Raw genomic sequence first — 18,196 nt, 5'->3', positions numbered from 1 at the left:
CCGCCGCGGGCACGCGGCGCGGCTGTTCGAGGCGCTGGCCCAGGACGCGCCCGGGCCCGCCGACGCCCTGGCCGCCTGCGGACTCGCCGACGCCGCCGCACCGACCGCCGTGACCGCCAGGATCGACGGCGCCCCCGCGGGCTGGGCCTGCGCGGCGCTGGCCGAGGCGCTGCACGGGACGGGGGAGCCGTTCGCCGCCGCTCCGGACCGCCAGGGCGGCGCCTGCGCCCTCACCGCCGCCGCACCGGCCGAGACCACCCGCGCGCTACGGGCCGCGCTGCCCCGGCTGCAGTCCCGGCTGACCGGGCGGCGGACCCTGCGGGCGGGCGTCGGACCGGCGGCGGCCGGCGGCGGTGCGGACGCGCTGCGCGGGGCACTGGTGCAGGCCGCGTACGCGCTGGAGTCCGCCCCTGCCGGCACGGTGGCCAGCAGCGCGGAGACCGATTCGCTGGCGGCGCTGCTGCTCGGCACCCCGCCGGAGGTCCGGGCCGCGTTCCACCACCGGCTGCTCGCCCCGCTGGCCGCCCACGACCGGGCGAACGCCGTGTCGCTGCTGGGCACGCTGGACGCCTTCCTGGCGCACGACTGCTCCTGGACGCGCACCGCGGAGGCGCTCCACCTGCACGTCAACACCGTGCACTACCGGCTGCGCCGGATCGAGGAGCTCACCGGCCGGAGCCTCGCCCGGCTGCAGGACCGCCTCGACCTCCGCGCCGCCCTGCTCTGCGCGCCCGCAGCCGGTCCGGACCGGGCCCCGGCCGCCCGCCCCCGGGCCGCCGCGGGTGCGAGGCGCCGCTGAGGACGGCCGGGGGGCCGCGTCAGTCGGTGCGGGGGCGCAGCCGGGCGGCGACGGTGCCGAGGCTGTCGGCGAGGCCGGTGAGCTGGGCGGGGGTGAGGACGTCGATGAGCGCCTCGCGGACGGCGGCGACGTGGCCGGGGGCGGCGGCGCGCAGCGCCTCCCAGCCCTGGTCGGTGATCTCGGCGAAGACGCCGCGGACGTCGCTGGGGCAGGAGCGCCGGGAGACCAGGCCGCTGCGTTCGAGTTGGCCGACCTGGTAGGTGAGGCCGCTCTTGGAGGTGAGGAGGCGGTCGGCGAGGTCGGTCATCCGCAGCGAGCCGTCGGGGGCGGCGGAGAGCTGGACGAGGATCTCGTACTGGGTGTGGGAGAGGCCGGCGTCCTCCTTGAGCTGGCGTTCGAGGTGGCGGGCGACGAGGTTGGTGGCGGCGACGAAGCCGCGCCAGGCGGCCATCTCGTTCTCGTTCAGCCAACGGGGTTCGTCCATGGGTCGATCGTACCGTGGTTGTTCAAATTTGAATGAGGGTGTACCGTCGACACCAGGTGGTTAAAATTTGAACCACTGGTGACAGGCCACGGAGGACGACCACCATGAGCACCGCAGCCCCCGGGCGCATGCCCACCCTCTACCTCTCGCACGGCGCGCCGCCGCTCGCCGACGACCCGGTCTGGCCCGGTCAGCTCGCCGCATGGTCCGCCGACCTGCCCAGGCCCACCGCGATCCTCATGGTCTCCGCGCACTGGGAGGAGGCCCCGCTCGCGCTGGGCGCCACCACCACCGTCCCGCTGGTCTACGACTTCTGGGGCTTCCCCGAGCACTACTACCGGGTGCAGTACGCGGCGCCCGGCGCGCCCGCCCTCGCGGACGGCGTGCGCAAGCTGCTGCGCACCGCCGGCATGCCGGTGCAGGACATCCCGGACCGCGGCCTCGACCACGGCGCGTACGTGCCGCTGGTGGAGATGTTCCCGGACGCGGACGTCCCGGTGCTGCAGGTGTCGCTGCCCACCCTCGACCCGCAGCGGCTGATGGAGATCGGCCGCAGGCTCGCCCCGCTGCGCGACGAGGGCGTGCTGATCGTGGGCAGCGGCTTCTTCACCCACAACCTGCGGGCGCTCAGCACCGACGGCCGGGTCTCCTCGGTGATGGCCGAGTTCGACGACTGGGGCCGCCGCGCCCTGGAGGCGAAGGACGTGGACGCGCTGCTCGACTTCGAGCACAAGGCGCCGGCCGGCCGCTTCGCCCACCCGCGCACCGAGCACTTCGCCCCGCTGTTCGTGACCCTGGGCGCCGGCGAGGCCGAGCTCGGCACCCAGCGCAGCGTGATCGACGGCTTCTGGATGGGTCTGGCCAAGCGCTCGGTGCAGATCGGCTGAACGCCGCACCCGGCCCGACGGCCCCTCAGTGGGCGCAGGTGAAGCGCTCGCCGAGGTGCCGGGGCTGCTCGATCTCGTCGACCAGGGCGACCGCGAAGTCGGGGATGCTGACGGCGCTGCGGCCCTCGGCGTCGATCACCAGGCGGTCGGTGTCGGTGCGGTAGTGCCCGGTGCGTTCGCCCGGCAGGAGGTCGGCCGCCGGGCTGAGCACCGTCCACTGCAGGTCGGCGACGGTGCGGAAGAAGGCGAGGGCCTCTCCGTGCGCGTGCATCATCTCCCGCACGTCGGCGGTCAGCCCGGGGGTGTCCCAGACGCAGACGCCGGGTGCGGTCTCCAGGCTCCCGGCGCCGCCGACGACGATCAGCCGCGGGGCGGCCGAGCCGAGTGCGCGCAGACCGGCGACCAGGGCCCGGGCGGCCGGTTCGACCAGCCGCCGGGTGCCCGGGCCGTCCCCGCCGCCGACCGCGCTGACCAGGACGTCCTGGCCCTCGGCGACCCGGGTGACGTCCTCGGCGGCGAGCACGTCGCCGCGGGTGATCTCCGGGGTGAGCCCCTGGTAGCGGGCGGGGTCGCGGACGGCCGCGGTGACCCGGTGTCCGCGGGAGAGCGCCTCGGTGACGATGCACCGGCCGATCGACCCGTTGGCGCCGAAGACCGCGATCCTCGCCATGGTGTGCCCGCCTCTCCGTCCGGCAGCGTCTCACCCCCAGCATGGGTCCGGGCCCGTCCGCCGCGGCGCTGCGACGCGCGGCGCCGTCGCACACGGCGGTGCGGCCGCCCGGGGCGGGCCGGCGACGGGGTACGCCGTTGTGCGTAACACCCCCGATCGGGGGTGTCCGGGCGCCGGGGCCGCGGGCACAGTGGCCCCATGCAGACTCCACTCTCCGTGATGGACTTCCTCGACCGGGCCGAGCAGGTGTACGGCGACCGGATCGGGATCGTCGACGAGCCGGTGCAGCCGGCCGGGTCCTGGGGCGAGGTGACCTACCGCAGGATGGCCGAACTGGCCCGCGCCCAGGCCGCCGGCCTCGACCGGCTCGGGGTCGGGCCCGGCGCGCGGGTGGCCGTCGTCTCGCAGAACTCCGCCCGCCTGATGACCTCCTTCTTCGGTGTGAGCGGCTTCGGCCGGGTGCTGGTGCCGGTGAACTTCCGGCTGAAGGCCGAGGAGGTCGCCTACATCGTCGAGCAGAGCGGCGCCTCGGTGCTGCTGATGGACCCGGAGGTGGCGGACGCGCTGGCCGGGGTGCCGGTCGAGCACCGCTTCGTCCTCGGCGCGGAGAGCGACCGGGAGCTGTACGCCTTCGACCGCGAGCCGGTGCGGCACCCCGTCGCCGAGTCGGACACCGCGACGATCAACTACACCAGCGGAACGACCGCGCGCCCCAAGGGGGTCCGGCTCACCCACCGCAACCTGTGGCTGAACGCCACGCTGATGGGCCTGCACTTCGGGGCCGGCGACCGGGACGTCTACCTGCACACCCTGCCGATGTTCCACGCCAACGGCTGGGGCCTGCCCTACGTGATCACCGGCGTCGGCGGCAAGCACGTGGTGCTGCGCAAGGTCGACGGCGCCGAGATCCTGCGCCGGATCGAGCAGCACGGGGTGACCTTCCTGTGCGGCGCGCCCGCGGTGGTCGCCGCCGTGCTCGCCGCCGCCGAGACCTGGGACGGGCCGCTGCCCGGCCGGGACCGGGTGCGGATGGTGGTGGCCGGCGCTCCCCCGCCGACCTCCGTGGTGCAGCGCGTCGAGGCCGAACTGGGCTGGGAGTTCATGCAGCTCTACGGGCTGACCGAGACCTCGCCCGCGGTCACCGTGAACCGCACCCGCGCCGAGTGGGACGCCCTGCCGCCCGCCGAACGCGCCGAGAAGCTGGTGCAGGCCGGTGCGCCCGCGCTCGGCACCACCGTGCGGGTGGACGGGCAGGGCGAGGTCCTCGTCCGCTCCAACACCGTGCTGGACGGCTACTGGGAGCGCCCCGACGAGACGGCGGCCGCGCTGCAGGACGGCTGGTTCCACACCGGGGACGGCGGCACCCTCACCGACGGCTACCTCACCATCTCCGACCGCAAGAAGGACGTCATCATCACCGGCGGCGAGAACGTCTCCTCGATCGAGGTCGAGGACTGCCTGTACGGGCACCCGGCGGTCGAGGAGGTCGCGGTGATCGGCGTGCCCGACGAGAAGTGGGGCGAGACCGTCAAGGCGCTGGTGGTGCTCCGCGAGGGCGCGAAGGCCGACGAGGCCGAGCTGATCGCGCACTGCAAGCAGCGGCTGGCCGGCTACAAGTCGCCCACCTCGGTGGAGTTCCGCACCGCGCTGGCCCGCACCGCCACCGGCAAGCTGCAGAAGTTCCGGCTGCGCGAGCCGTACTGGTCCGGCCGGGAGCGCGGCGTCAACTGACGGATCGTCCATTCATGCCGGTCAGCCGAGGATGCCCCACTCGCGGGCGGCGACGGCCAGTTCGACCCGGTTGCGGGCGCCGAGCTTGTGCATCGCACTCTTCAGGTAGCCCGTCACGGTGTGGCTGCTGAGGCCGAGGCGGGCGGCGATCTCCGGGTTCGTCCGGCCGGTCGCCGCCCACCGCAGCACCTCGTGCTCGCGCGGGGTGAGCCCCGCCTCCGCGGAGCGGCCGGCCGCCCGGCCGCCCCAGGCCGCGGCGCCCGCCAGCGCCCTGGTGGCCGTCCGGGCCAGCTCGGCGACCGCGCCGATCCGCACGTCGCCGAACGGCACCACGGTGCGCAGGGCGGCGTACACCACGCCGTGCACCGCACCGTCGTGGACGAGGGGCACGCCGAGCATCGCGTACAGGTCGTCGGCGCCGACCGCCGCGTCGTAGTGGTGGGAGATGGTGGTCGCGGCCCGGTAGTCGGGCACCCAGGCGGGCGCGCGTTCGGCGAGGGCCCGGCCGCCGAGGCCGGTGCCGGCCGGCACCCGGAGGTTGTGCAGCAGGTCGGCGCGGGTGCCGGCCCAGTGGCGCAGCACCATGGCGTCCTCGGCGCCCTCGGCGTCCTGGGCGCCCCGGGCGTCGGGCACGCCGACCAGGCCGACGTCCGCGCCGCAGTCGGCGACCACCCGGCGGGCCAGGTCCGCGAGCACCGCGGAGCGGACCAGCTCGGCGGCGCGGGTGTCCGGGGGTTCGGGGGCTGCGCTCCTCACCGGGCGATTCTCACACGGGCCCCCTGGTTCGGGGAGGCGTGCGGCAGCAGGATGGGCCTGCCCGCACCACGGGACATGGACGAGAAGGGGAGACGGATGGCCGACATCACCGCGCTGCTCGCGGACCTCGCGGCGGAGAGCGACGGACTGGACGCCCTGGTGGCGGACCTGGACGCCGCGGGACTGGCGAAGGCCACTCCCGCCGAGGGGTGGACGATCGCCCACCAGCTGGCCCACCTGGCCTGGACGGACCGCTGGTCGCTGCTCGCGGCGAGCGACCCGGAGCGGTTCACGGCCGAGGCGCAGCAGGCGTTCGAGGCGGGGTTCGACGTGGTGGAGCGCGGCGCGGCGGAGGGCGCCGGAGAACCGCCGGAGGTGCTGCTCGGTCGCTGGCGGGCCGGCCGGGCGGAGCTCGCGGCGGCGCTGGCGGCCGTCGCGCCGGAGACCCGGCTGCCGTGGTTCGGGCCGCCGATGAAGGCGCCGTCGATGGCCACCGCGCGGCTGATGGAGACCTGGGCGCACGGGCAGGACGTCGCCGACGCGCTGGGCGCCGTCCGGCCGCCGACCGCCCGGCTGCGACACATCGCGCACCTGGGGGTGCGGACCATGGGGTTCGCGTTCTCGGTGCACGGCCTGCCCGCGCCACAGGTGCCGGTGCGGGTCGAACTCACCGGACCGGCGGGCGAGTCGTGGACGTGGGGTGCCGAGGACGCGACCGACCGGATCACCGGCCCCGCACTGGACTTCTGCCTGCTCGCCACCCGGCGGCGGCACCTCGACGACCTCGCGCTGACCGCGGTCGGGGACACGGCGCGGGCCTGGCTGCCGATCGTGCAGGCCTTCGCCGGCCCGCCCGGCAAGGGCCGCGAGCCGCTGGGCTGACGCCGCCGCGGGCCTGCCGGTCCCCGGCCGGCAGGCCCCGCCCGCGGCCGTCGGCGTGTCCGGTTGACGGTGCGTCACCGACCGGATGCAGTTACGGCGGTGAAACCGCGGCGCGCCGGTGCGCTTAACCCCTCGCCCCTACCCTCGCCGCACAACCCGAGGACAGACGGGAGCGGTGACATGACCGACACGACCAGCCCGCACGCCCCGGCCCGGCCCGACGACGGCGGACTGCCGGGCACCGGGCCGCGCCGCTCGTACCGGGGCAGCGCGGCGGACGAGTCCCTGGAGGACTACTCGCTGCGGTACGCGCCGCACTCCTTCCGCCGCTGGTCGCCGACGGCGGTGGCGTCGACGGCGCTCGGCGGCATCGCCTACCTCGCGGACTACGCGATCGGTGCGGGCATCGTGATGTCGTACGGCTTCACCAATGCGCTGGCGGCGATCCTGACGGCCGCCGTGGTGATCTTCCTGACCGGCATCCCGATCGCCCGGGCGTGTGCGGCGAACGGCGTCGACATGGATCTGCTGACCCGCGGTTCGGGCTTCGGCTACCTGGGCTCGACCCTGACCTCGCTGGTGTACGCGAGCTTCACGTTCATCTTCTTCGCCCTCGAGGGCTCGATCATGGCGCAGGCCCTCCACGAGGTGCTGCACGTCCCGCTGCCGGTCGGCTACCTGCTGACCACGCTGGTCGTGATCCCGATCGTGTTCAAGGGGATGAGCTGGATCGCCCGGATGCAGGCGTGGACGCAGCCGGTGTGGATCGTCGGGCTGGTCGCGCCCTTCGTGGTGCTGGCGTTCCACTCCCCCGGTGTCTTCGGCGCGTTCACGCACTTCGGCGGCACCGCCGGGGTCGGCTCCGGGTTCACCCTGCTCGGCTTCGGGCTCGGCACGGGCGTGGCGCTGTCGCTGATCGCGCAGATCGGCGAGCAGGCGGACTACCTGCGGTTCATGCCGAGGCGCACGCCGGAGAACGCCCGCCGCTGGGACCTCGCGGTGCTGGCCGCCGGTCCGGGCTGGGTGGTGATCGGCGCGTTGAAGCAACTGGGCGGTGCACTGCTGGCGTTCGCCGCGCTGGACGCGGTCGGCGAGACCAGGGCGCTGGAGCCGATCGCGCCGTACGTGGAGTCGCTGCGGCCCTGGCTGGGCGCGGCGGCGCTGCCGCTGGCAGGCCTGTTCGTGGTCGTCTCGCAAATCAAGATCAACTCGACCAACGCCTACTCCGGCTCGCTCTCCTGGTCGAACTTCTTCTCCCGGCTGACCCACCGCCACCCCGGGCGGGTCTGGTACATCTTCCTCAACTGCGGCATCGCGCTGCTGCTGATGGAGCTCGACATGTTCAGCGCCCTGGGCAGCCTGCTCGGCTTCTACTCCAACGTGGCGATCGCCTGGATCGGCGCCGTCACCGCCGACCTGGTGATCAACAAGCCGCTGGGGCTGAGCCCGAAGCACATCGAGTTCAAGCGGGCCCACCTGTACGCCGTCAACCCGGCCGGCTTCGGGGCGATGTGCGTGGCCGCCGCGGTCTCCATCGCCGCCTTCTTCGGCTGGTTCGGCACGTACGCCAAGGCGTTCAGCCCGTTCGTCGCGCTGGTGCTGGCCATGGCGCTCAGCCCGCTGATCGCCAAGGCCACCGGGGGCCGCTACTACCTGGCCCGGCCCAACCCGGACGCCGGCAACGCGGATGCCACCGACACCCGGGTGTGCACGGTCTGCGAGACCGCGTACGAGGTGCCGGACACCGCGCACTGCCCGTTCCACGAGGGCACCGTCTGCTCGCTCTGCTGCAGCCTGGACGCCGACTGCCACGACGCCTGCACCCGCGCCCCGGCCGGCGGACCGGTGCTGATCGGCATGCCGACCGCCCGGGAGTGAAACCTCAGCGGGCCGCGCCGAAGGCCACGGGCTCCGGGTCTCCGGCGAGGCGGGCGTGCAGGTGCTCGTCGTGGTGGCGGCCGTCTCCGTAGCGGTGCGAGGCCCGCAGGGTGCCCTCCAGCGGGAAGCCGCAGCGGTCGGCGACCCGGCAGGAGGCGGTGTTGCCGACGGCGTGGCACAGCTCGATCCGGCGGGCACCCGCGGTGGCGAACGCCCAGCGGGCGGCCGCCGCGGTGCCCCGGGTCGCCACGCCGCGGCCGCGGGCCTCCGGCAGCAGCCGGTAGCCGATGGCGGCCTGCCCGTCGGCACGGTTCGGCCAGTACAGGCCGACCGTGCCGAGCAGGGCCGCGGTGGCCGCGTCCAGCACGGCGAAGCCCGCGACGTCCCCGCTGCCGCCGTCCGCGTGGCCGAGGATCCAGGCCTCGGGGTCGGTCTCGTGGATCGGGTTCCACAGGGCGACCTCCTCGTCCGCGGTGATCCGGGCGACGCCCGGCGCGTACCGCAGCAGCCCGGCGCCCCAGGGCAGCAGGAGGACGTCCCCGAGGTCGAGCGGGACGGGGGCGAAACCGGGCGCGGTGAAGGTCATGGCCACCAGTCGTACCCGCCGCGGCGGCCCGCTGCCAACCGGTTTCCCCGGCCCTGGGACGATCACGGGCATGGAGTTCGAGGACGACGCCGCCCTGCACCTGATCTGCACCGAACGGCTCGGCGAGGAGGCCGGCGGCCGGTTCGCCGCGACGGCCCGCCGGGGCTTCCGGCTGGAGCGCCCGGCCGACGGCGCCCCGGCCACCGGCCGCTGCCGGCTCGGCGGCCCCGCCCTGCTGGAGCCCGGCACCCCCTGGCCCGTCCACGACGGCATGCCGCTCTCCCTGCTCGCCGTCCTCGACACCGACGCGCTCGCCCCCTGGCTCGGCGACCACCTGCCTGTCCGGCCCGGCCTGCTGAACTTCTTCCAACTCGACCCGGACGTCCCGTACGAGCAGTACGCGAAGCTCGACACCTCCTCCCCCGCCATGTACCGGGTGCTCCCCGCCGACCCGGCGCGGGCCGTGGAGACGGACGCGCCCGGACCTGCGACGCGCTACCCCGCGGTGCCCGTCCGCACCGAAGGGGTCGTCATGCTCCCTGACTGCTGGGACGTCGAGGACGAGGACCTCCCCTTCGACCGGGACGCGCACTGGGGCGCCCCCTCGCTGCTCCTCGACACCATGGAGGGCCTGAACGGCAACACCGCCGACCGCCACCGCGCCTTCGGCTGGCCGGACACCTCCTACGGCTCCCCGGTGACCGTCCGGGACGCCGACGGGCCCGCCGTCCACCTGCTGCAGCTCGCCGGTGACGCCGAACTGAACTGGGGCTGGGGCGACGCCGGTTCGCTCTACTTCACGATCCCCGCCGGGGCGCTCGCAGCCGGCGACTTCACCCGGGCCGGCGCCGAGGGCCGGTGCTGCTGAACCCCCGGCCGAACCCCCGGCGGGGCCCGGCCGGGCGGTGTGCGAGAGTGGCGCGATGAGGACGATCGGACTGATCGGCGGAATGAGCTGGGAGTCGACCGCCGAGTACTACCGGCTGCTGAACGAGCTCACCAGGGAGCGGCTCGGCGGGCTGCACTCGGCGAAGTGCGTGCTGTACTCGGTCGACTTCGCCGAGATCGAGCGGCTGCAGACCGCCGGCCGCTGGGACGAGGCGGGCGAGGTCCTGGCCGGGGCCGCGCGCTCGCTGGCCGCGGCCGGCGCCGACCTGCTGCTGATCTGCACCAACACCATGCACAAGGTGGCCGACCGGGTCGAGGCGGCGGTGGACGTGCCGCTGCTGCACCTCGCCGACACCACGGCCGGGGCCGTCCGGGCCGCGGGGCTGCGCCGGATCGGCCTGCTCGGCACCGCCTTCACCATGGAGCAGGACTTCTACCGGGGCCGCCTCGCCGGACACGGCCTGGAGGTACTGGTGCCGGACGCCGCCGGGCGGGCCGAGGTGCACCGGGTGATCTACGAGGAGCTGTGCCTCGGCGTGGTCCGCGAGGAGTCCCGGGCCGCGTACCGCGAGGTGATCGCCGGCCTGGTGGCCCGCGGCGCCGAGGGCGTGGTGCTGGGCTGCACCGAGATCGAGCTGCTGGTCGGGCCCGAGGACAGCCCGGTGCCGGTCTTCCCGACCACCCGGCTGCACGCCGAGGCGGCCGTGGCGGCGGCCCTGGCCTGACATCCCGTCCGGACACGGGTCACAGGCCGAGCCGCAGTGGGTCGAGGCGGGTGGCGACCGGGTTGGTGGCGGACCACCTCACCGCTCCCGGTCCGACGGCCCCCGCACCGCCGTTCTGGACGAGCACACGCTCGCCCTGGTCGACACGGTGCTGCGCGAACGCGTCCGCCGCCGCCCCGCTGCACCAACCCCATCTGGTCGTCAGCAGGGTGACCGCCGCACCCGAGCCTGATTCAGCAGCACCAGCACAGCCTCCTCGGCACCAAGCTCATGCAGGAGGCCTTCCGGCCCGCGAAGGGCGGCCAGGAGGACGGCCCCCTCACGGACCCCGAGACCGCCGGCCGGCAGCCGTCCCCGGCGGCGGGGCGCGTCAGCTCTCCCGTGCGGCGGCCTTGGCGTCGATCTCGGCGATCAGGCCTTCGATCAGGGTCTTGATCTCGTCGCGGATCGGGCGGACGGCCTCGACGCCCTGGCCGGCCGGGTCCTCCAGCTTCCAGTCGAGGTACTTCTTGCCGGGGAAGTACGGGCAGGCGTCGCCGCAGCCCATGGTGATGACGTAGTCGGACGCCTGGACTGCCTCGGTGGTGAGGATCTTCGGCTTCTGGTCGGAGATGTCGATGCCGAGCTCGGCCATCGCGGCGACGGCGGACGGGTTGACCATCTCGCCGGGCACGGATCCGGCGGAGCGGACCTCGACGCGGTCGCCGGCGAGGTGGGTGAGGAAGCCCGCGGCCATCTGGGAGCGGCCGGCGTTGTGGATGCAGACGAACAGCACGGAGGCGAGCGGCGTGGTGGTCATCGGTGGCATGTCCTTCGTTGTGCGGTGACCCCGGATCCGATGCGGGACGACCGGGGATTTCAGCGGCATCCGACCGGCGATGCAGCCGGAAGGAACCGCAGGTCAACCCCGGTGGCGGCCGGGCGGCGGGGCTCGCCAAGCGGGCTCGGCACCGGTAACGTATCAGCCCATGGTGACGTCAGTCGACAGTGATGTGTTGAGGGTCTTGGCCGACCCGCTGCGGATGCGGATCGTCCAGCTCCTCGCCCGCGAGGCGCTGTGCACGACCCATCTGGTGGCGGAGACCGGCGCCAGACAGACCAACCTGTCGAACCACCTGAAGCTCCTTCGGGACGCCGGCCTCGTGGACACCGAGCCGTGCGGGCGCTTCACCTACTACTCGCTCCGCCCCGAGGCCCTGGAGGCCCTGGCCGGAGACCTTGCCGGGCTGGCCGCCACCGCCCGCGAGGCAGCAGGCCGCAAGCGCTCCTGCTGAATCCCCCCACAGTCCCACCGGCGGCCTTCCCCGCCCTGCATGAGGAGTGTCCTTGAGCGTCATGGACGAGGCGAGATCCGAGACTGACCCCGTGAACCACGTGGACGCCGCCGAGGAGCCGCTGGCGGTCGGGCCGCCGCCGGTGCCGCTGCTGAACCGCCTCGCGGCCGAGTCGGTCGGCACCGCCGCACTGGTGGCGGTCGTGGTCGGCTCCGGCATCCAGGCCACCGAGCTCAGCCAGGACGTCGGCCTGCAGCTGCTGGCCAACTCCCTGGCCACCGTCTTCGGCCTCGGCGTGCTGATCCTGCTCCTCGGCCCGGTCTCCGGCGCGCACTTCAACCCGGTCGTCACCCTCGCGGAGTGGTGGTCCGGCCGCAAGGACCCGAAGGGCCTCGGCGCGCGGGAGGTCGCCGCGTACATCCCGGCGCAGATCGCCGGTGCGATCGCGGGTGCGATCCTGGCGGACGCCATGTTCGGCAAGCCCCTCGTCGAGTGGTCGACGCACGACCGCTCGGCCGGGCACCTGCTGCTCGGCGAGGTCGTCGCCACGGCCGGCCTGGTGCTGCTGATCTTCGGTCTGGGCAAGAGCGACCTGCTGCGGTTCGCCCCCGTCGCGGTCGCCTCCTACATCGGTGCCGCGTACTGGTTCACCTCTTCCACCTCGTTCGCGAACCCGGCGGTGACGATCGGCCGCGCGTTCACCGACACCTTCGCCGGCATCGCCCCGTCCTCGGTTCCCGGGTTCATCGGAATGCAGCTGATCGGCGGCGCCGTGGGCCTCGCGCTGGTCGTACTGATCTTCGCCCACCGCACCGGCCGCAAGTAGCCGCCACCGGCCGTCGCACACCCCTCCAACGTGTGCGGCGGCCGCGCCATCTCCGGGAGACGCTCATGAGCCAGCAGCCCGCAGCCGTCGACGTCCTGGTCGTGGGCGGCGGTCAGGCCGGCCTGGCCGCCGGCTACTACCTGCGCCGCACGAAGCTCGACTTCGCCGTCCTCGATGCGGCCGATGCTCCGGGCGGCTCCTGGCAGCACTACTGGGACAGCCTGCGCCTGTTCTCCCCGGCCGCTTACTCATCGCTGCCGGGCCGGCCGATGCCCCACCAGGCCGGGCAGACCTACCCGGATGCCGAGCACGTCGCCCAGTACCTGGCCGAGTACGAGAAGCGGTACGAGCTGCCCGTCCACCGCCCCGTGACGGTCCGGGCAATCGAGGACACCGGCGACGGCCTGCTGCTGGCCCACACCGATACCGGCACCTGGCTCACCCGGGCGCTGGTCATGGCCACCGGCACCTGGTCCCGGCCGTTCCTCCCCGCGCTGCCCCGGCCGGGAGGCCTTCGCGGGCCGCCAGCTCCACACCCACGGATACCGCACCGCCGCCGACTTCACCGGCCGGCGGGTCGTCGTGGTCGGCGGCGGGAACTCCGGCGCCCAGATCGCCGCCGACCTCGCCGGGCAGGCCGCCGCCGTCCGCTGGACCACCCTGCGCCCGCCGCGTTTCCTCCCGGACGAGATCGACGGCCGGGCCCTGTTCGAGATCGCCACCCGCCGCGTCGCCGGCGACGGGCCGCGGATCTCCGACCTCGGCGACATCGTCACCGTCCCGCCCGTCCGCGCCGCCCGCGACCGAGGCCTGCTCACCGCCCGTCCGATGTTCGAACGGATGGAGGCGGACGCGGTGGTCCGGGAGGACGGAGAGCGGTGGCCGTGCGACGCGGTCATCTGGTGCACCGGCTTCCGCCCGGCCCTCGGGCCGCTCGCCGCACTCGGCCTGCGCGGCGGCGCCGGCCGTATCCCCACCGACGGCACCCGGGCCCTGGCCGACGAGCGCATCCATCTGCTCGGCTACGGCGACTGGACCGGTCCGGCGTCCGCCACGCTCATCGGCGTCGGCCGCACCGCCCGTTCCGCCGTCGCGGAGATCCAGCAGCTTCTCGCCTGACGCACCGCTCAGTCGACGACCGGGCTGCGGCGCTCGATCAGCGCGACGTCGCGCCACGTGCCGTGGTGGCGGCCGATGCGCTCCCGGATGCCGATCACCCGGAACCCCGCCCGCGCGTGCAGGGCGAGGCTGGCGATGTTCTCCGGGAACACCCCGGACTGGATCGTCCAGATCCCGGCCGCCTCCGTCGAGGCGATCAGTGCCTCCAGCAGCCGGCCGGCGACACCGCGGCCGCGCACGCCGGGGTGGACGTAGACCGAGTGCTCGACCACCCCGGCGTACGCGCACCGGTCCGAGACCCGGCTCGCCGCGACCCAGCCCAGCACCTCACCGGCCTCGCCGAGGGCGACGAAGCGGTGGTCGGGCAGCTTGGCGGCGTCGAACGCCTCCCAGCTCGGGGCCGCGGTCTCGAAGGTGGCGTTCCCCTCGTCGATACCGGCCTGGTAGATCGCCAGCACCTGCCCCGCGTGGGAGTCCGCCATCGGGACGATCGCGACATCAGCGGGCATGGCCGGTGTCCTCGCTCTCGCCCAGGATCGCCGTGACCGCGGCCGGGAAGACCGCAAGGCAGGCCCGGTTGACCTCGTACCTGGTGGAGGTGCCGTGCTTCTCGGGCAGGACGAAGCGGACCTCGGCGAGGACCTTCAGGTGGTGGGAGACCGTGGACTGCCCGATCGGCGACCGTTCGACGATCTCGCCCACGCTCATCGGGCGGCCCTCGGTGGCGAGCAGGTGCAGCAGCTGGATCCGGGTCGGGTCGGCGAGCGCCTTGAACCACGCCGCATACAGCGCGGCGGCCTCGGCGTCGATCACGGGGGTGGTGCAGCTCGACTCATTCATCGACAATCGACGATAGTCGATGAATCGGGCGGGCGGGAAGTCCCGGACAGGCCAGGCACCCGGGCAGGCGGGCGGGTCCGGTCAGCCGCCGGCTGCGGTGAGCATGGCGGCCATGGCGGCGAGCACGCCCGGGGCGACGCGGTAGTAGACCCAGGTGCCGCGGCGCTCGGAGGTGAGCAGGCCGGCCTCGCGGAGCTTCTTGAGGTGGTGGGAGACGGTGGGCTGGGAGACGCCGACGTCCTGGATGTCGCACACGCAGGCCTCGCCGCCCTCGTGGGACGCGACGCGCGAGAACAGCCGCAGCCGGACCGGGTCGGACAGGGCCTTGAACATCGCCGCCATCTTGACCGAGTCCTCCTCCGACAGCGGGGCGGAGGTCAGCGGCGGGCAGCACGGCACGTCCTCCGGCTCCAGCACCGGCAGCTCGATCACCTGGGGATTCGACATGTATCTATGTTGGCATCTGTCGAATCACTTCGGAAGTCCCGCCCCGGCCGGCCGGAACGGGGCCGCACATCCACCACCCGAGGGCTCCCTACTTCGACAATCGTCTATGTTGACGTTCATCGAAGCAGGTGCCATGCTGGCTACACAGCAGGCCATCGACAAACGTCGAAACAAGGCCCCGTTCGCCTTCGGGAGGCAGCCATGACCGAGCCCACCGCCCCTGCCCCGGCCGCCCGGTCCACCGCCGGCTGCTGCGGCACCAAGAGCGACGCCCCGGCCGCGACGGTCGAGGTGGAGACCGCGGCGACCCCGTGCTGCGGCACCGCGAAGGACGCCGCCGAGGCCGGCTCCTGTTGCGCCCCGGCCGCCAAGAGCGAGGCCGTCGCCGCCGGCGCCGGCTGCTGCTGACCCGCCCCCGTCCGAAACGCCTGACCGATCCATCGAGCCGGAGATCCTGAGATGAGCGAGAACACCCCCGCCGCCGCCCTGCCCGTCGCCGTCGTCGGCGCCGGTCCGATCGGCCTGGCCGCCGCCGCCCACCTGATCGAGCGCGGCATCGAGCCCGTGGTGCTGGAAGCCGGGCCCTCCGCGGGCACGGCGGTGCGCGAGTGGGCCCACGTGCGGCTGTTCTCCCCGTGGGCGGAGGTGATCGACCCGGCCGCCGAGAAGCTCCTGGCTCCCACCGGCTGGATCCGGCCCGACGGCACCGTGTACCCGTCCGGCGGCGACTGGGCGACGCAGTACCTGCAGCCGCTCGCCGACGCGCTGGGCGACCGCGTCCGCTACAACACCCGGGTGACCGGGGTGGCCCGCGCCGGACGGGACCGCATCGTCGACTCCGGCCGTGACGAGCAGCCGTTCACCGTGCACGTCGAGCACGCCGACGGCCGCGAGGAGCGCCTCCTGGTGCGCGCCGTCGTCGACGCGTCCGGGACCTGGTCCACCCCGAACCCGCTCGGCGCCAACGGCCTGCCCGCTCTCGGCGAGCGCGCCGCGAACGGCCGGGTCTCCTACCGGATCCCCGACCTTGCGGACCCGGCCGTCCGGGAACGGTTCGCGGGCAAGCGCACCGCGGTGGTCGGCACCGGCGCCTCCGCGTTCACCGCACTGGCCTACCTCGCCGACCTCGCCAAGACCGAGCCCGGTACGCACACCGTGTGGGTCCTGCGCCGCGGCATCACCGGCAGCACCTACGGCGGCGGCGAGGCCGACCAGCTGCCCGCCCGCGGCGCCCTCGGCCTGCGCGCGAAGAAGGCCGTCGAGGACGGCCACGCCAGCGCGCTCACCGGTTTCCGCACCGCCGCCGTCCAGACCGAGGGCGGCAAGGTCGTCCTGGTCGCCGAGGACGGCCGCCGCAGCGAACCGGTGGACCAGGTCGTCGTCCTGACCGGCCTGCGCCCGGACCTGTCCTTCCTGTCCGAGGTCCGGCTCGGCCTCGACGAGCGCCTCCAGGCCCCGACCGCGCTCGCGCCGCTGATCGACCCGAACCAGCACTCCTGCGGCACCGTCTACCCGCACGGCGCTGCCGAGCTCGCCCACCCCGAGGAGGGCGTGTTCCTGGTCGGCATGAAGTCCTACGGCCGGGCGCCGACGTTCCTCGCCATGACCGGATACGAGCAGGTCCGATCGGTCGCCGCCCACCTCGCCGGCGACGCGGAGGCGGCCGCGCGCGTCGAACTCACCCTCCCCGAGACCGGGGTCTGCGGCGGCGCCGGCCTGTTCGACGAGCCCGCCGCGGCCCGGAGCGACGGCGGTGGCTGCTGCTCGGTGCCGGCCGCACCCCAGCTGATTGCCCTCGGCGCCCCCGCCACCGAATCCTCGTCGTGCTCCACGAGCGGCGGCTGCTGACCGGCCCGTGACTGCCACTCACCTCGGCGGGGCCGCGACCGGAACGGAGGACCGGTTGCGGCCCCGCGCCGTGTTGCCCGCCCCGTGCTTCACCCGGATCACCGGCTGGGGCATCCTCTACTACGCCTTCCCCGTCCTCGCCCCGCGCATCACGGCCGACACCGGCTGGACCACCGCTCAGGCGACCGCCGCGTTCACCGCCGCCCTGCTCCTGTCGGCTCCGGCCGGCATCCCGGTCGGCCGGATCATCGACCGCTAACGGGCACGCCCCCAGGGGTGAACATCCGTTCGCCATTCTTCGAGTCCGAATCGCCTGGCCGAGCTGCAGGAACACACGGCCCGCGACCCTGCGTGTCGGCCGGGACGCCGAGTGGCCCGTCCAGCACAGTGGGTGGAGGCGGGCCGGCGGCCGGGCCGCAGCAGGCGGGAGCGACGGGCGGAGGCGGGGAAGCGTGGACTGGAAGCTCGAAGTGGTGGTCGTCCCGGTCTCCGACGTGGACCGGGCCAAGCACTTCTACGCCGACCGGGTCGGTTTCGTGGTCGACACCGACACCCGGATCGGCGCGGAGGCCCGGATCGTCCAGCTGACCCCGCCGGGCTCGGCCTGCTCGATCATCATCGGCACCGGGGTCAGCGACTCCCAGCCCGGTTCGATGCAGGGTCTGCAGCTGGTGGTGGACGACGTCGAGGCGGCCAGGGCGGCCCTGGTCGAGGGCGGCGTCGAGGTCAGCCCGGTGCAGCACTTCGAGGACGGGGTGAAGGCCGAGGGCAAGGGCGGGGACTGGAACTCCTTCGTGTTCTTCGCCGACCCGGACGGCAACGGCTGGGCCGTCCAGGAGCGCCCGGCCCGCCCCTGAGCCTCCGCCTGCCCAGTCTCCGACGGCCGGGCCTCCGCCTGCCGGGCCTCCGCCCGGTCAGGCGCGTTCGATGGCCACCGCCGCGGCGTCGTCCTTCAGCCGTCCGCCGACGTGCGCCAGCAGGTCGCGGCGGAGCCGGTCGACCAGCGCGGACGGCTCGACGCCGCCCCAGTCCGCGGCGCGTTCGGCGAGCGGGTAGAAGGCGCGTTCGCCGTCGCGGGCCTCGGTGACGCCGTCGGTGTAGAGCAGCAGGGTCTCGCCGGAGTGCACGTCGTAGGCCTCCTGCCGGTAGTGCGCGCCGGGCAGGGTGCCGAGTCCGATCGGCGGGGCGGAATGGACCGCCTCCAGGGTGCGGACGGCCTTGCCCTCGGCCAGCAGCAACGGCGGCGGATGTCCGCAGTTGGCGATCCGGACCGGCTCCACCGGGTCGTCGGGCAGGTCGGCGAGCAGCACGGTGACGAAGCGCTCGACGGCGTCGTCCCCACCCGCGTTCCCGTCCGCGCTCCCGGTGGCGTTCCCGGCGGTCTCGGCCAGGTGGCGGGCGAAGCCGGCGTCGAGGGCGGCGGCGAGGCCCGGCAGCCCGGTGTGGTGGTGGGCGAGTTCGCGGAAGGCGCCGAGCACCTGGGCGGCGTCCTCGATCGCGGTGAGGCCCTTGCCGCGGACGTCGCCGATCAGCACCCGGGTGGCGCCGGGCACCCG

General features: G+C 74.3%; 21 protein-coding genes and 2 pseudogenes. 14 read left to right on the top strand and 9 right to left on the bottom strand.

All coding sequences use genetic code 11. The features are described 5' to 3' along the window. Positions 1-799: helix-turn-helix domain-containing protein (locus ABZ641_RS10380; protein ID WP_359980682.1), on the top strand; the 799-nt coding region annotated here is incomplete at its 5' end. A gap of 19 nt (positions 800-818) precedes the next feature. On the opposite strand, the gene ABZ641_RS10375 is transcribed toward ABZ641_RS10380, so the two are convergent. Then, positions 819-1,283, bottom strand: a complete 465-nt coding sequence (locus ABZ641_RS10375; RefSeq protein WP_344627468.1) for a MarR family transcriptional regulator — start codon at positions 1,281-1,283, stop codon at positions 819-821. A gap of 104 nt (positions 1,284-1,387) precedes the next feature. Between ABZ641_RS10375 and ABZ641_RS10370 the strand changes: the two genes are divergently transcribed. Further along, positions 1,388-2,170 carry a class III extradiol ring-cleavage dioxygenase gene (locus ABZ641_RS10370; protein WP_344627469.1) on the top strand — a complete coding sequence of 261 codons (783 nt, stop codon included), beginning with the start codon at positions 1,388-1,390 and terminating at the stop codon, positions 2,168-2,170. Between the two features lie 25 nt (positions 2,171-2,195). Here the strand turns inward: ABZ641_RS10370 and ABZ641_RS10365 are convergent, their stop codons facing one another. Further along, positions 2,196-2,840, bottom strand: coding sequence for an NAD(P)H-binding protein (locus ABZ641_RS10365; RefSeq protein ID WP_344627470.1), 645 nt, complete (start codon positions 2,838-2,840; stop codon positions 2,196-2,198). A 198-nt stretch (positions 2,841-3,038) separates the two neighbouring features. Here ABZ641_RS10365 and ABZ641_RS10360 point away from each other — a divergent pair, with 198 nt between their 5' ends. Beyond that, entirely contained in the window at positions 3,039-4,571 is a 1,533-nt protein-coding gene (locus ABZ641_RS10360; RefSeq protein ID WP_359980678.1) for an AMP-binding protein, read from the top strand. 21 nt (positions 4,572-4,592) lie between these two features. On the opposite strand, the gene ABZ641_RS10355 is transcribed toward ABZ641_RS10360, so the two are convergent. Further along, complete coding sequence (locus ABZ641_RS10355) at positions 4,593-5,327, bottom strand: LuxR C-terminal-related transcriptional regulator (RefSeq protein WP_359980676.1); 735 nt, start codon at positions 5,325-5,327, stop codon at positions 4,593-4,595. Positions 5,328-5,423: 96 nt separating this feature from the next. On the opposite strand from ABZ641_RS10355, the gene ABZ641_RS10350 reads away from it, so the two are divergent. Beyond that, positions 5,424-6,209, top strand: a complete 786-nt coding sequence (locus ABZ641_RS10350) for a TIGR03084 family metal-binding protein (protein ID WP_359980673.1) — start codon at positions 5,424-5,426, stop codon at positions 6,207-6,209. A gap of 180 nt (positions 6,210-6,389) precedes the next feature. Then, entirely contained in the window at positions 6,390-8,087 is a 1,698-nt protein-coding gene (locus ABZ641_RS10345) for a hypothetical protein (RefSeq protein WP_359980670.1), read from the top strand. 4 nt (positions 8,088-8,091) lie between these two features. Here ABZ641_RS10345 and ABZ641_RS10340 read toward each other — a convergent pair whose 3' ends face one another. Then, positions 8,092-8,673, bottom strand: coding sequence for a GNAT family N-acetyltransferase (locus ABZ641_RS10340; RefSeq protein WP_359980668.1), 582 nt, complete (start codon positions 8,671-8,673; stop codon positions 8,092-8,094). 70 nt (positions 8,674-8,743) lie between these two features. Between ABZ641_RS10340 and ABZ641_RS10335 the strand changes: the two genes are divergently transcribed. Both ABZ641_RS10335 and ABZ641_RS10330 read left to right on the top strand, forming a co-directional pair. Beyond that, positions 8,744-9,541, top strand: coding sequence for a YwqG family protein (locus ABZ641_RS10335; RefSeq protein WP_344627476.1), 798 nt, complete (start codon positions 8,744-8,746; stop codon positions 9,539-9,541). A gap of 55 nt (positions 9,542-9,596) precedes the next feature. Beyond that, the gene (locus ABZ641_RS10330) at positions 9,597-10,286 is read left to right on the top strand and encodes an aspartate/glutamate racemase family protein (protein ID WP_344627477.1); all 690 of its coding nucleotides are present in this window, start codon (positions 9,597-9,599) and stop codon (positions 10,284-10,286) included. Positions 10,287-10,656: 370 nt separating this feature from the next. On the opposite strand, the gene ABZ641_RS10325 is transcribed toward ABZ641_RS10330, so the two are convergent. Next, positions 10,657-11,085: an arsenate reductase ArsC gene (locus ABZ641_RS10325; RefSeq protein ID WP_344627478.1), complete on the bottom strand. Its 429-nt coding sequence runs from the start codon at positions 11,083-11,085 to the stop codon at positions 10,657-10,659. 169 nt (positions 11,086-11,254) lie between these two features. Between ABZ641_RS10325 and ABZ641_RS10320 the strand changes: the two genes are divergently transcribed. The 3 genes and pseudogenes from ABZ641_RS10320 to ABZ641_RS10310 all read left to right on the top strand — a co-directional run bounded on the left by ABZ641_RS10320 (position 11,255) and on the right by ABZ641_RS10310 (position 13,505). Further along, the gene (locus ABZ641_RS10320) at positions 11,255-11,560 is read left to right on the top strand and encodes a metalloregulator ArsR/SmtB family transcription factor (RefSeq protein WP_344627479.1); all 306 of its coding nucleotides are present in this window, start codon (positions 11,255-11,257) and stop codon (positions 11,558-11,560) included. A gap of 121 nt (positions 11,561-11,681) precedes the next feature. Continuing rightward, a complete protein-coding gene (locus ABZ641_RS10315; protein ID WP_359980685.1) occupies positions 11,682-12,386 on the top strand; it encodes an aquaporin in 705 nt (234 codons plus the stop codon). Between the two features lie 65 nt (positions 12,387-12,451). Next, a pseudogene (locus ABZ641_RS10310) lies at positions 12,452-13,505 on the top strand (ArsO family NAD(P)H-dependent flavin-containing monooxygenase). Between the two features lie 8 nt (positions 13,506-13,513). On the opposite strand, the gene ABZ641_RS10305 reads toward ABZ641_RS10310, so the two are convergent. The 3 genes from ABZ641_RS10305 to ABZ641_RS10295 all read right to left on the bottom strand — a co-directional run bounded on the left by ABZ641_RS10305 (position 13,514) and on the right by ABZ641_RS10295 (position 14,792). Further along, positions 13,514-14,014: an N-acetyltransferase family protein gene (locus tag ABZ641_RS10305; RefSeq protein ID WP_359980663.1), complete on the bottom strand. Its 501-nt coding sequence runs from the start codon at positions 14,012-14,014 to the stop codon at positions 13,514-13,516. Beyond that, a complete protein-coding gene (locus ABZ641_RS10300) occupies positions 14,004-14,345 on the bottom strand; it encodes a metalloregulator ArsR/SmtB family transcription factor (protein ID WP_359980660.1) in 342 nt (113 codons plus the stop codon). The genes ABZ641_RS10305 and ABZ641_RS10300 overlap by 11 nt, the downstream gene beginning before the upstream one ends. Positions 14,346-14,426: 81 nt before the next feature. After that, a complete protein-coding gene (locus ABZ641_RS10295) occupies positions 14,427-14,792 on the bottom strand; it encodes a metalloregulator ArsR/SmtB family transcription factor (protein WP_359980657.1) in 366 nt (121 codons plus the stop codon). 201 nt (positions 14,793-14,993) lie between these two features. Here ABZ641_RS10295 and ABZ641_RS10290 point away from each other — a divergent pair, with 201 nt between their 5' ends. The 4 genes and pseudogenes from ABZ641_RS10290 to ABZ641_RS10275 all read left to right on the top strand — a co-directional run bounded on the left by ABZ641_RS10290 (position 14,994) and on the right by ABZ641_RS10275 (position 17,497). Then, a complete protein-coding gene (locus ABZ641_RS10290; protein ID WP_359980655.1) occupies positions 14,994-15,200 on the top strand; it encodes a hypothetical protein in 207 nt (68 codons plus the stop codon). Between the two features lie 51 nt (positions 15,201-15,251). After that, positions 15,252-16,640: an NAD(P)-binding domain-containing protein gene (locus ABZ641_RS10285; protein WP_359980653.1), complete on the top strand. Its 1,389-nt coding sequence runs from the start codon at positions 15,252-15,254 to the stop codon at positions 16,638-16,640. Positions 16,641-16,647: 7 nt separating this feature from the next. Continuing rightward, positions 16,648-16,896, top strand: a pseudogene (locus ABZ641_RS10280) (MFS transporter); the annotation flags it as partial. Between the two features lie 196 nt (positions 16,897-17,092). Beyond that, positions 17,093-17,497, top strand: a complete 405-nt coding sequence (locus ABZ641_RS10275) for a VOC family protein (RefSeq protein WP_344627486.1) — start codon at positions 17,093-17,095, stop codon at positions 17,495-17,497. A 57-nt stretch (positions 17,498-17,554) separates the two neighbouring features. Here the strand turns inward: ABZ641_RS10275 and ABZ641_RS10270 are convergent. Beyond that, positions 17,555-18,196, bottom strand: a 642-nt coding sequence (locus ABZ641_RS10270) for a PP2C family protein-serine/threonine phosphatase (protein WP_359980650.1), incomplete at its 5' end; no start/stop codon positions are given.

The organism is Kitasatospora sp. NPDC007106 (genome assembly GCF_040634455.1).
In the GTDB taxonomy this organism is placed as follows: Bacteria; Actinomycetota; Actinomycetes; order Streptomycetales; family Streptomycetaceae; genus Kitasatospora; species Kitasatospora arboriphila.
The sequence above is the reverse complement of the archived record's forward strand: the minus strand, read 5'-3'. Positions and strand labels throughout refer to the sequence as shown.